Source organism: Deefgea salmonis (genome assembly GCF_020531905.1).
Lineage (GTDB): Bacteria > Pseudomonadota > Gammaproteobacteria > Burkholderiales > Chitinibacteraceae > Deefgea > Deefgea salmonis.
In genome coordinates this window covers 1-12,735 of sequence record NZ_JAJAWG010000004.1, presented here as the reverse complement: position 1 = coordinate 12,735, position 12,735 = coordinate 1, and the positions used below count along the sequence as shown (strand labels likewise).

The following is a 12,735-nucleotide window of genomic DNA, read 5'->3' as shown; positions in this document are numbered from 1 at the left end:
CAATCACGCCGCAAAAGCAGTAAAACGATAAAACCGTCTTATCAATCATCTGTATTTAAATGCGCTGAATTTGCGATTAAATTATTTATAAATACAAGAATGTAGTGCAAATCAGTTACACTACAAGCCATCACTTCATCAATATATTAAATCGGATTTAATTTCGATTTTTAAAGAAATAAATCGTCATGATGGCTGAGAATATTTTATCTATTGATCTGCAATTGTTAGCACTCAAACAACAAACCCCAGTCACCTCCAAAGCGTTGCTGCAACAAGCGCAATTGATTCAAACTTGCGCCCAAGCTATTGAATATCAGCACGGCATTGCTGAAGCGATTTTATTGCAAGCTCAATTTCATTGGGCTGATATGGATTTTGCTGCGGCCAAACAGGCCATACGCCAAGCTTTGCACTATGCCAAAAAAAATCAAGCCGACGATTTATTAGCTGAAGGGTATCACCTTTCAGCCCTCATTCACGTTGCAGAATCAAGCTATACCCATGCTTTAAGCGCATGGTACAAATGCCTTAAATTACTCCGCACTTTACGCATTGAATCATTACAAATTGAAGTACTCATCGGCTTAGGCAATTTATGGGCGCTCGATTTGCAATACGAAAAATCGCAAGCGGCACTCAATGAAGCATTAACTCGCGCCAATCAAATTAACGATGCGCAATTGGCCGCCAAAGCGGCGATTTGTTTAAGTCGAGAACATTTAAAACAAGGCTTGTTTGAAGATGCATTAATTAGTCTGTCACAAGCCGATCGCCATGTGAGTAAATATACCAATCCCACATGGTATGCCGAAATCTATAATTACCGCGCTCGGGTGTGGTTATCACTTAAACTGACCGATCAAGCGCATGCTGAGTGCCTTCAGGCATGGCAACAAATTGCCGAACACGACAATCTCGCTTGGGCCCAATGCCTCACGCAAGTGAGTTTGGCGCAAGTCGCATTGGCTCAAAATATGGATCCAAGCCCATCACTCAATCACGCCAGCGCACTGGCGGAGCATTTTAATTTGTATGCGTTTTTAAGCCAAATTGCTTTAATCCGTTCGCAATATGCCGAAAAACAAGAGCACTGGGATGATGCTTTAAATCACTTTAAAACACATCGACAATTAGAATTAGGCGCGCTCGCCCAACAACAACAATACGGCCTACATAATTTTAATTCATTGCCATTAATGCAATTGGCACAAAAAATAGAAAAAGAGCAGCAATTACTTAAAAATACAATTGAAGTCAAAAAAAATGACGATTTCAATAAAGTAGTTATTCGTCATTTTTGGCTGGCCCAGTTACAACAACTCATCAGCGACGAAACTGCCGTCGGCTTAATTTTTGTTCGTTTTAGCTTGGCCCAAAATAGCCACAACCATCAACAACGGCTTTTTTTACTCTCGGCCCTTTGTAGCGAGCACACTGTGCTTTGCCATTACGCCGATGGGGTCTACGCCCTACTCACGCCAGCAATCAGCAACGCTGACTTATTGCAAACACAACATCATCTTGATCGAATTTTGCAATTACTACCGTGGGAAACAACCCCGGCACGCACAGCGGCGATGCGCGCTCAAGCGCCTCATACGCTCAAGGATATCCTGACTCAAATCGAGGCCAAGCTTTTTTCGGATGCTGCCCTATGAACCACGCCACCTTATTTAGCCGCCAGCTGCAACAAATCAGCCACAATTTAGAGCAACATGCGCCACTACCGGCTTTGGCCTTGATTCATGAAATGAATAGCGCCAATCCTCGCGTCAATCCTAAGCAAAAAATTGCCCTGTTACTACTCAAAGCTCAAGCAGAAACTGAATTAGGCCAAAGCCATGCCTTAAGCAATACGCTCAATGAAGCCTTGGGTTTATCACAAGGCGCCGACTTGGCTTTAGAGCGCTTACAAATTATGAATCAGCTTGCTGATCAAATGTACACGATGGGCAACTATCGGCAATCGATTCAATTGTGGCTCAGTTGCATTGAACTCGGGTTGGAGCTTGGCGACACCACCACCGCAATCTCCGCCTTTATTTCTATTGGCGGTATTTTTAATGCCGCCGATGAGCATGAGCGCGCCTACAAGCTGCATCTGCAAGCCCTGCAATATTGTCGCAATATTGCCACCCCTTATATTTACTGCACAATTCGACTGTATCTAGCTGCAGATGCCATGTGGCTTAAGCGCCCTGCAGATACCCTCAGATTGCTTGATGAAGCCGACCCGATTATCCAGCAACATCAATTTCATCATGAACTCGCTGAATCCTATCTTTGGCGCGCACAAGCATTATTGCAACTCAATCAAAACGACGAGGCCATTCGCTACCTAAATCAAGCGTTAGCCTACGCCGAAAAAACACACCACTTCTGGGCCCAAATCAAATGCGGACATCAACTGGGTTTGGTCTACACCCAACAACAGCGTTATGCCGACGCGGAACAATCTCTACTTGAAGCGCAGGCCATCGCCAAAGACAGTGAATTTATGCAATTACTGCGGGATTGTTTATTGGCACTTTCAACACTCTATGAACAAATGGGACAAGCCAAACAGGCCTTATTGGCTTTGCAAGCAGCACACGATTTAGAACATGGTCTCGCCAAACGCGCGCCGATTTTAGAATTAGAACCGCGCATTCTCAAGCAATTGGCCTTACTAGAAACCCGCTTTAGTCTGGAAATTAGCCGCCAAGAAAACCGCCAACTCATCGAAGTCCAAGCCCAGCAAAGCCAAAAGCTCGATCAATTACGCACCGAAGTCGAGCAAGACCCACTCACCAAACTCGCCAATCGTCGTTGGCTCGACACCCATTTGCCACAGCAATTACGCAGCATTAGCGAGCAAGAACCATTGTCGATTTTATTATTGGACTTAGACCACTTTAAAAAAATCAACGACGACTTTTCGCATTTAATCGGTGATGAAGTCTTACGGGAATTGGGTTTTATTTTGCAACGAGCTTGCCGTGATGTCGACACCCCGGTGCGCTATGGCGGTGAGGAATTTTTATTGTCGTTGCGCGGCTTAAATTTATTTTCGGCGGCCAAAGTTGCTGAACGTATTCGCCACCAAGTAGAAAAACATCGATGGCCAGCCAGTTTAGGTCATCGCGCCGTGACCATCAGCATTGGCGTAGCGCAAGCGCATCAAGGTGACAGCCTGAGTAGCTTAATTGAGCGTGCCGACCAAGCGCTGTATTGTGCTAAAAGTTTAGGCCGTAATCGGGTTGAGCTTTAATCACCAAGGGTGCATGAACAGTATTAATTCAAACCGCGTGCTAGCCATTGTTTAATGCTGGTGTCTTGCATCAAGAAATCAAGCCACCATTTCAGCGCATGTCCGACATTATTATTTTGCCAAGCAAAACACATTCGAATCGGCGGGCTCACCTCGGCCACCGCTTTGGCAACCAAGCGGCCATCGGCGAGCGGTGCGGCGGCCAGTGCCACCGGCAAATAACCACACCCCAGCCCGGCAATGTGCGCGCTCACTTTATGCTGCATACTGGGCACGCGTAAAGTTTGCTGTCCTGACAATAAACCGATCGTATACGGCAATAAATGATGCGAAGAATCGGGGACCACAATCGCCCGATATTGCTGAATCATGCTCGCGGCCAGTGGCTCACTCACGCCAGCTAAAGGATGACTCGGCGCAACGGCAAACACGCTATTGAGTTCACCCAACACATGACTTGATTGCGTTGCCGAATGATTACCCAAATGGCTAATGGCACCAATGACTAAATCAGCGCGGCGCTCTTGCAATGCTTCCCACGAACCACCTAACGATTCTTCAATAAAACGCAAGCGAGTTCCTGATTGCAACGTATCAAATTGGGCAATCATCGGCCAAATTAAATCAAACGGCAGCACAGTATCCACCGCAATCACCAGCTCGGTTTCCCACCCGGTCGCCACGCGCTTAATTCGGCATTCAAGCTCACCGGCGGCCAATAATAAGTGCCGCCCTTCAGTGAGTAGCTCAAGCCCTGCTGGCGTTAATTGCGCGCGATGACCGCTGCGATCGAAAATCTCAACGCCCAAATCATCTTCTAATTTTCGCACCATATAGGTCACTGCCGAGGGCACGCGATGCACTTCAGCGGCGGCCGCCGCAAAACTGCCTCGCCGCGCAATGGCATCGAGGATTTCTAAGGCTTCGATCGAAAGACGTAGCATAGTCTTATTCCAAAATTTTGAATGATATCGTGCTATTTTTTTGCTATCACTGCAGCAAACCTAAGCATATTATGGCATACATCATTCAAAATTAATGAAGGGTTTAATATGATTACCTTAAGAAAAGCCACTGAACGCGGGCATGCCAACCATGGTTGGCTCGACTCGAATTTTAGTTTTTCCTTTGCCGAATATTACGACCCAGCGCATATGCATTATGGCGCACTACGCGTGATTAACGATGATCGAATTGCACCGGGCATGGGCTTTGGCATGCATCCACATCAAGACATGGAAATTATTACCTATGTGTTATCTGGGGGTATTGCCCACAAAGACAGTATGGGCAATGGCTCGGTGATTTTACCCGGTAATGTACAAAGAATGAGCGCCGGCACAGGGCTGCGCCATAGCGAATACAACCCCAGTAACGACACTGAAACGCATTTATTACAAATCTGGATTTTGCCGGCACAAAAAGGCGGCGCACCGTCTTATGAGGAAAAAACCTTTAGCGACGCGGATAAACGTGGCCAATTACGCCTGATCGCCAGCCCAACAGGTGAAGCCGGCTCGGTGACCATTTTGCAAGATGTGAAGTTGTATGCTGGTTTGTTTGACGGCGCTGAATACGCCGAAATGCCGATCTTAGCCGGTCGAAAACTCTATGTTCATGTTGCCAAGGGGCAGGTTCAAATCAATGGCTTAGCCCTCGACGCGGGCGATGCCATTATGCTCAAACAAGAAGACGCGCTCAAAATCCAAAATGGTCACGCTGCTGAAGTCTTAGTTTTTGATGTGTTTTAATCCACTCCACGAGTCACCACAAAAAGCTTAGGTTTGGCTTTTTGTGGTGACAGGCCTTAGCCAACCTTGCTGCGCGGATCAAGTGCTTGCCGTAGGCCTTCACCAATAAATACCAGCAGCAACATCAAGCTTAGCAACACGGCAAAGGTCGACATCGAAATCCACCACGCATCTAAATTGGCCTTCCCTTGTGCCAACAATTCACCGAGCGAGGCGGTTTGTTGGCCCACGCCAAGCCCCAGAAAATCTAAACTGGTCAGCGCCAAAATCGCCGCCCCCATTCGAAACGGCAAAAATGCCAGCACTGGCGTTAAGCTGTTGGGTAACACATGGCGACGAATAATTTGCCAATCGCTCAAGCCCATACTGCGCGCCGCCAGTACGTACTCTCGATTGCGATGACGTAAAAACTCTGCGCGCGTGTAATCGGCCAAACCCATCCACCCCAATAGCGTCATCAAAATCAGCAATAAGCTCAAACTGGGCGCAAAAATCGCTGTAAAAATAATTAATAAATACAGCTCAGGCAATGCGGCCCAAATTTCAGAAACCCGCTGGCCAAATAAATCAACACGCCCGCCAAAATAGCCCTGAATCCCGCCAATCACCACACCAAGCACCGAGCCAGTTAACGTCAATGCCAGCGCAAATAACGCCGAAGTGCGAAAGCCATACAATAATCGCGCCAATAAATCACGCCCCTTATCGTCCGTTCCGAGCAAATTGTCGGGCGACGGCGGCGCTGGATTGGGCGCACTGGCAAAATAATTGAGCGTATCCGCGGCATAGCGATTTGGCGGAAAGATCGCCCAATTACCGTCGCTAGCCAATTGCTGCTGCATAAATGGATCGAGATAATCGCTTGGCGTCGGAAAATCGCCACCAAAAGTGGTTTCTGGATAGGTTTTAAACAGCGGGAAATACAGTTGCTGCTGATAACGCACCACGTAGGGCTTGTCGTTAGACACCAGCTCAGCCAGCAAACTGATGCCCAATAAAACCCCCAATAACCATAAACTGACCAAGGCACGTCGTTGCGATTTAAACCGTCCCCATGCTCGTGCCCATGGTCCTACTGAATGCAGCTCGCTCATGTGCTTGCCCCCACCGCACCAAACTGCACGCGAGGATCAACGACCACATACGCAATATCCGACAGCAAGCGCCCCAACAAACCCAATAAAGTAAAGAAATACAGCGTTCCTAAGACCACCGGATAATCGCGACGAATCACTGATTCGTAAGCCAACAAACCCAAACCATCGAGAGAAAACAATGTTTCAATCAATAAGCTACCAGTAAAAAAAGCGCCAATAATGGCCCCTGGCAAGCCCACCACCAAGGGCAACGCGGCATTGCGTAAAATGTGTCGCCAAAAAATCCGTCGCTCAGTCAAGCCCTTGGCCCGCGCTGTGGTGACATACTGCTGATGAATTTCCTCTAGAAAACTATTTTTGGTCAGCATCGTTAAGCTAGCAAATCCCGCCACCACCAACGCCGTCACCGGCAAAGCCAAATGCCAGAAAAAATCCATCAGCTGCGCCGACCAAGACATCGTCGCAAAATCATCGGAGGTTAAGCCACGCAACGGAAACACCGCCCAAAATGAGCCGCCACCAAATAACACCAATAACACCACCCCCAACACAAACGATGGAATCGCATACCCCACCATCAGCATCACCGTGGTCACTGCATCAAAACGCGAGCCATGACGCAGCGCTTTGGCCACGCCCAGCGGCACCGCAATCAAATACGTCAGCAGTAAACTGCTAATCCCCAAGCTCATCGACACCGGCAATTTATCCCAAATCAATTGCGTGACACTGGCGTGACGAAACCAACTGTCGCCCAGATTAAACGTCGCGTAGTTTTTTAGCATTTGCCAAAATCGCACCGGCGCCGGTTGATCAAAACCATATTGCGCCTTAATTTGGCTCAGTTGCTCTTCGCTTAAGCCCCGCGCCGCCTGATAACTGCTTGACGACCCTACCGAGGTATTGCCCGCTGCTTCAGCAGCACCGCGCCCTTTAAGTTGATACACCATCTGCTCCACCGGCCCACCGGGAACAAATTGAATCACGACAAAACTCACCAACAACACACCCAGCAAGGTGGGGATCATTAGCAGTAAACGTTTGAGGATGTATTGCAGCATTCGCTCTAGCCTTTAACTAATTCAATACACATCAAAGCGGCGTATTGATCACTGCTTCAATCCGATAACCATCAGGATCAATCAAAAATGCTGCGTAATAATACGCGCCATATTGAGGCCGTAATCCAGCAGCGCCATTACATAGACCGCCAACTTTAAGCGCAGCATGATAAAACTGGTCCACAGCACTTCGCGACGGCGCAGCAAATGCCAAATGAAATCCGCCCCTAGGCGGCACGAGATCGGGACAAAGCTTGATACAAAAAAGATCTTTGCCATCGATCAAACCATAACCTATTGCGGAATCATCTTCGAAAACGCGACGAAAGCCCAAAGCAGACAGCGCCGCATCATAAAATAGTCCAGATAAGTTTAAATCCTTAACGCCAAAAGAAAGATGATGCAGCATGCATTAAAACCTTACTCATCGAAAAACCAATTAAGCCTACGGCGACTTCTGCCACCACGTCGCCAACATCCAATCCCCCGCCTGATAATACAGCGGCATCGTTTTGGGCATCGCAAAACGGTCACGCCATGCGGCGCGGTGGGTGGCGCTATACCAATGCGGGATAATGTAATGCCCAGCGAGTAAGGCGCGATCAAGTGCGTGGACGGCGGTGATTTGCTGTTGGCGATTGGGGGCCTGCAACACATGCTCAATCAAGCGATCAATCGCGGGGCTTTTTAAGCCAATCACATTGCTGCTACCCTTGGTGTCGGCAGCTTGACTACCGTAATAATCGAGAAGCTCTTGGCCAGGGCTTTGTACATTCGGAAAGCGCAACACCACCATATCAAAGTCAAAATCATCGAGTCGGCGTTGGTATAAAGCAAAATCAATATCACGCTGTTTAACAACAATACCCAGCTTGGCTAAATTGCGCGCCAACGGCGGAAATACGCGCCCCATGGGGCCGCCATCATCTAACAGCTCAAATTCAAAAGGCTCGCCACGCGCATTACGCAATGCACCATCGCGGTATTGCCAACCCGCTTGTTTTAATAATTCGCGCGCTTGCCTGAGGTTTTGTCGTAATGAATTGGGCGGATCGGTATTGGGGGGCGCCGCGAGCGTAGTCAACGTTGCGGCGGGCAATTGCGATTGCAGTGGTCTTAATAGTTGTAATTCTTGCGCGGTTGGCGCGCCGCTGGCGGCAAGTTCGCTATTGGCATAAAAGCTATTAAGTCGTTGATATTGGCGGTAAAACAATTGGCGATTTAACCATTCAAAATCAAGCGCTAAGCCCAAGGCTTGCCGCACGCGAAGATCGGCAAACAGCGGACGGCGCAGGTTCATCACATAGCCTTGCATGCCGCTGCTATTGTGGTGACGCAATTCGCTTTTTTTAATTTCTCCTGAGCGAAACTTAGGCCCTTGATATTGCCGCGCCCAATTTCGCGCACCATATTCGGTGATGAAATCAAATTCACCGGCTTTAAATGCCTCAAGTTTGGCGGTTTCATCTTGGTAATAGCGATAGGTAATTTGATCAAAATTATATTGCCCACGTCGGGTTGGCTGATTGTTGCCCCAGTAATCACTGCGCCGTTGATAACCAATCGACTGGCCGAGCTTGTAGTCTTTAATCTGATACGGCCCACTGCTAATCGGCGGTTCTAGGGCAATTTTATCCAACGTTTTACCGGTGCCCCATTGCTGAGAAAAAACCGGCAGCGTGCCGACGATTTGCGGCAATTCGCGATTGGCGGTTTTAAAGCGATACACAATGGTTTGCGAATCAAGCACATCAACGCCCGCCACGTCGCGCAATTGCGATGCATATTGCGGCGCGGCCAAGCGACTATTGAGAACGGTAAAACTGTGTTTGACATCAGCAGCCGTCACCTTTGCGCCATTATTAAAGCGCGCGGCAGGATTTAAAACGAACGTCACCGATAAGCCATCCTTGGCCACTTTGATGTCTTTGGCCAATAGCCCATATATGGTGGCGGTTTCATCCCAACTCATCACCCCGAGCGACTCAAACATGAGCGCCCCTAAGCCCGCTGCCGATGTACCTTTAATAATAAAAGGATTAAATGAATCAAAACTATTGCGCCGATCAGGATTGGGCAAAATAATCGCGCCGCCTTTTGGCGCGGCAGGATTCACATAATCAAACGCAGTAAAACCAGCGGCATATTTGGGCGCATCGCCAAGCGAAATCGCATGCTCAGCGTAAGCTGGCAGCAGATATAAAGACAGTAGTAGCAGTAGGTAAGATTTCATTTGTCCATGATAAGCCAGACTCGGTCAATCGGCAGCAATCGCCACGCAGTTGGCGTGTTAGAATCACACTTCATTCTTTGTCACCTGCGTCTACCATGCCTTTTTTAGCGATTGAAGCCTCATCTGAATATTTGTCTTTTGCCATCAATACCCCAAGCGGCATCGTTTCGCGCGAATGGCTGGCAGGACAAAAACAAAGTGAAGTTACGCTACCGTATTTACAGACTTTTTTGAATGAATGCGGTCTAACCATGCGCGATATCGAAGGCATTGCTTATCCAAGTGGCCCCGGTTCATTTACCGGCTTACGGATTGGCTGTGGCATTACTCAAGGATTAGCATTTGCGCGAAATATACCTGTAGTGGGTATATCTACCCTACTGGCTATTGCTCAGGCTTCTGGCGCAATACGGGTAGTAAGTTGTCTAGATGCCCGCATGAACCAAGTTTACTTTTCTGCCTTTGAAAATCGCAACGGCCAATGGCATACCGTCATTGATGCCTTAGTGTGTAATCCTGAAGACGTGCCTCTGCCTGATGGTGATGGCTACACTGGGGTCGGCAATGGTTTTAGTGCGTATCAAGCGGCGCTCGACGCGCGTTTAGGCACAAAAATCAGTACCGTAAAACCAGATCTTTATCCGCATGCCACCCAATTACTTACGCTGGCTTTGCCACATTTTGCCGCTGGTGAAGGGCTTGCTGCCGATCAAGCGCAATTGGTGTATTTGCGTGACAAAGTAGCGTTAAAAACCCATGAACGGGTGCAAAAATAATGCTAAAACGGCTGACTGAAGCCGATCTTCCTGCCTTACTGGCCATTGATAGCGCAACCAATCCACATCCTTGGACAGCTCTGCAATGGCGAGATTCGCTCAACCATCATCAATGCGATGGGCTGTGGCAACAGGACGAATTAATTGGTTTTAGCGTTTGCATGATCACTTTGGACGAGGCGGAATTGCTACTCATCGCCATTGCACCCCAATGGCAGCGTCAACAAAGAGCAAGCCAGCTGCTCGCAGCATTACAAAAACAATTATTGCAACAAGACGTCGTCACACTGTTTTTAGAAGTTCGAGAGTCCAATACAGCAGCACGCACACTATATGCCAAGCAAGATTTTACGCAATCCGGTCGACGCAAGGGGTATTACCCTACAAACGAAGGTAGAGAAGATGCACTGCTCTATACCCTGCATTTGGAGGACAAGGCATGAATCGCCGCGCACTCATCCTTAATGAGCTAGGGCTGAATCCGCAATGGATTCGCCACGCTGTTTTACAAACGCTGAGCACTCAGGTGACAGCGGCGCCCGCAGAATTAAGTCCAATTGAAGTTGTCGCACCCGCCCACCTCACCGCAGCGCCGCAGCCTACTCCGACCGAGCCTGTCACTATCCAACGTGAACGCAAATCGACTAAAGCTGCAGCAGCGCATCGTTTGTTACAACAAAACCGTGAGGCGGCCGACCCCAACAACAAGACCTTATCGAGCGAAGAAATACGCCATATCGATGCGCGTAGCGAACGAATTGCCGAGCTGAGCTGGGAAGAACTCCGCGTTGAGATTGCGGGTTGCACCGCTTGTCCACGCAGTCAGCAACGCCAGCAAGCCGTTTTTGCGACCGGCGCCATTGAAGCAAAATTATTGATTGTCAGTGATGCGCCCAGCAAAGTTGAAGAACAACATAATTTAGCCATCTTTGGTCCTTCACAACGCATGCTCAATCAAATGCTCGTGAGTTTGGGCGAAGAGCAACTCCAAAACTCTTTGATTACGAACGCCGTTAAATGCCATGGTTCACGTAATCCGAATACCGAAGAAATAAAAGCCTGCGCACCTTTACTGCAACGTCAAATTGCATTACTTAAACCCACCGCAATTCTTGCAATAGGCCAATCTGCCGCTGAAAGCGTGCTCAATACCTCTGCCCCCATTCGCGAATTACGCCAGCTCAATCAGCAATGCCAAAATATTCCAACCATCGTGACCTATCACCCGAGCTATTTACAAAGAAACGTTCACGACAAAGCCAAAACTTGGCAAGATCTATTGCGCTTAAAAAAAATATTTCAATAGCCTCACAATCAAAAACGCCAGCTCGCTGGCGTTTTTTTTACCCATTTTTTTGGATTTAAAATCTGCATTTATTTCTATAATGAAAAATCATACATAAATTAAAAGTGAGATTCGATATGAGTCACATCGATAAAAAAAATCTGATTCTTGGCCTCGCGCTAACCGGTAGTATTGCCATTGCTTCGATTGCTTTAGGTGAAACTCATTTAATGCAGCAATGGGGATTTTCAGCTTTATTACTTGCAATTGTCATTGGCATTGTATTAGGCAATAGTATTTTTCCGCGCTTCGCATCTCATTGCGGTGATGGCGTTCAATTTGCTAAAAGTGATTTATTGCGCTGGGGTATTATTCTTTATGGCTTCAGGATTACATTCCAACAAATCGCCGATGTTGGCGTAATGGGCATATTAGTTGATGCGCTCGTTTTAACGACCACCTTTATGCTGGCCTATATTGTAGGCACTCGATGGCTGCAATTAGATCAGCACACTAGTATTTTAATTGGTGCGGGTAGTGCGATTTGCGGTGCTGCAGCAGTACTTGCAACTGAACCCATCCTCAAAGCGCAATCATCAAAAGTCGCCGTGGCTGTTTCTACCGTGGTGATCTTTGGTACGATCACCATTTTTTTATATCCGAGTTTATTTTATCTTAATCAAAAAATAGGGCCGATTTTATCCGCAAATGATTTTGGTGTATTTACGGGCGCAACAATTCATGAGGTCGCTCAAGTCGTTGCTGCCAGCAAAGAAATGGGCGACGACATTGCAGCAACAGCAATGATTAGCAAAATGATCCGCGTTATGATGCTGGCGCCATTTTTAGTTATTCTTTCAATGTGGCTCGCCAAAAGCCACGACACACACCATGCTCAGCGAGGAAAAATAACCATCCCATGGTTTGCGCTTATTTTTATCCTCGTCGCAGGATTTAATTCATTGCATTTACTCTCAAACAGCATCATTGAGATATTACTTACTCTAGACACGATTCTATTAGCAATGGCAATGGCGGCACTCGGCCTTCATACGCATGTAAGTGCAATTCGCCAGGCAGGATTAAAACCTATGCTACTTGCGGGCTTGTTATTTTTATATCTTCTATTCGGCGGCGCATTTATTACGATGCTTGCACGAATAATATTATCTTAATTAAATTTCACGAACAGCAAAAAGCCCGACTCTTTCGAATCGGGCTTTCTGGTATGGGGAGTCTGGCAATGACCTACTTTCACACGGGCAATCCGCACTATCAT

General features: G+C 47.6%; 12 protein-coding genes. 7 read left to right on the top strand and 5 right to left on the bottom strand.

What is annotated here, in order from left to right; translation table 11 throughout:
* Positions 1–188: 188 nt before the first annotated feature.
* Positions 189–1,661 (top strand): hypothetical protein, encoded by a 1,473-nt coding sequence (locus LG219_RS08130; protein ID WP_226764014.1) that lies wholly within the window; start codon positions 189–191, stop codon positions 1,659–1,661.
* Positions 1,658–3,253 (top strand): GGDEF domain-containing protein, encoded by a 1,596-nt coding sequence (locus LG219_RS08125; protein WP_173531834.1) that lies wholly within the window; start codon positions 1,658–1,660, stop codon positions 3,251–3,253. Before LG219_RS08130 ends, LG219_RS08125 begins: the two co-directional genes overlap by 4 nt.
* A gap of 23 nt (positions 3,254–3,276) precedes the next feature.
* Here LG219_RS08125 and LG219_RS08120 read toward each other — a convergent pair whose 3' ends face one another.
* Positions 3,277–4,197, bottom strand: coding sequence for a LysR family transcriptional regulator (locus LG219_RS08120; RefSeq protein WP_226764013.1), 921 nt, complete (start codon positions 4,195–4,197; stop codon positions 3,277–3,279).
* Positions 4,198–4,305: 108 nt separating this feature from the next.
* On the opposite strand from LG219_RS08120, the gene LG219_RS08115 reads away from it, so the two are divergent.
* A complete protein-coding gene (locus LG219_RS08115; protein ID WP_226764012.1) occupies positions 4,306–5,004 on the top strand; it encodes a pirin family protein in 699 nt (232 codons plus the stop codon).
* Between the two features lie 56 nt (positions 5,005–5,060).
* Here LG219_RS08115 and LG219_RS08110 read toward each other — a convergent pair whose 3' ends face one another.
* The 4 genes from LG219_RS08110 to LG219_RS08095 are packed head-to-tail and all read right to left on the bottom strand — an operon-like array spanning position 5,061 to position 9,395.
* Positions 5,061–6,098 carry an ABC transporter permease gene (locus LG219_RS08110; protein ID WP_226764011.1) on the bottom strand — a complete coding sequence of 346 codons (1,038 nt, stop codon included), beginning with the start codon at positions 6,096–6,098 and terminating at the stop codon, positions 5,061–5,063.
* Entirely contained in the window at positions 6,095–7,162 is a 1,068-nt protein-coding gene (locus LG219_RS08105; RefSeq protein ID WP_226764010.1) for an ABC transporter permease subunit, read from the bottom strand. Before LG219_RS08105 ends, LG219_RS08110 begins: the two co-directional genes overlap by 4 nt.
* A 31-nt stretch (positions 7,163–7,193) precedes the next feature.
* Entirely contained in the window at positions 7,194–7,571 is a 378-nt protein-coding gene (locus LG219_RS08100) for a VOC family protein (protein ID WP_173531839.1), read from the bottom strand.
* 36 nt (positions 7,572–7,607) lie between these two features.
* Positions 7,608–9,395 carry an extracellular solute-binding protein gene (locus LG219_RS08095; RefSeq protein ID WP_226764009.1) on the bottom strand — a complete coding sequence of 596 codons (1,788 nt, stop codon included), beginning with the start codon at positions 9,393–9,395 and terminating at the stop codon, positions 7,608–7,610.
* A 95-nt stretch (positions 9,396–9,490) separates the two neighbouring features.
* Between LG219_RS08095 and tsaB the strand changes: the two genes are divergently transcribed.
* The 4 genes from tsaB to LG219_RS08075 all read left to right on the top strand — a co-directional run bounded on the left by tsaB (position 9,491) and on the right by LG219_RS08075 (position 12,631).
* Positions 9,491–10,171 carry a tRNA (adenosine(37)-N6)-threonylcarbamoyltransferase complex dimerization subunit type 1 TsaB gene (tsaB, locus tag LG219_RS08090; protein ID WP_226764008.1) on the top strand — a complete coding sequence of 227 codons (681 nt, stop codon included), beginning with the start codon at positions 9,491–9,493 and terminating at the stop codon, positions 10,169–10,171.
* Positions 10,171–10,614 carry a ribosomal protein S18-alanine N-acetyltransferase gene (rimI, locus tag LG219_RS08085; RefSeq protein WP_226764007.1) on the top strand — a complete coding sequence of 148 codons (444 nt, stop codon included), beginning with the start codon at positions 10,171–10,173 and terminating at the stop codon, positions 10,612–10,614. The genes tsaB and rimI overlap by 1 nt, the downstream gene beginning before the upstream one ends.
* Positions 10,611–11,477 (top strand): uracil-DNA glycosylase, encoded by an 867-nt coding sequence (locus tag LG219_RS08080; protein WP_226764006.1) that lies wholly within the window; start codon positions 10,611–10,613, stop codon positions 11,475–11,477. The genes rimI and LG219_RS08080 overlap by 4 nt, the downstream gene beginning before the upstream one ends.
* Before the next feature lie 116 nt (positions 11,478–11,593).
* Positions 11,594–12,631, top strand: coding sequence for a YeiH family protein (locus LG219_RS08075; RefSeq protein WP_226764005.1), 1,038 nt, complete (start codon positions 11,594–11,596; stop codon positions 12,629–12,631).
* Positions 12,632–12,735 lie beyond the last annotated feature (104 nt).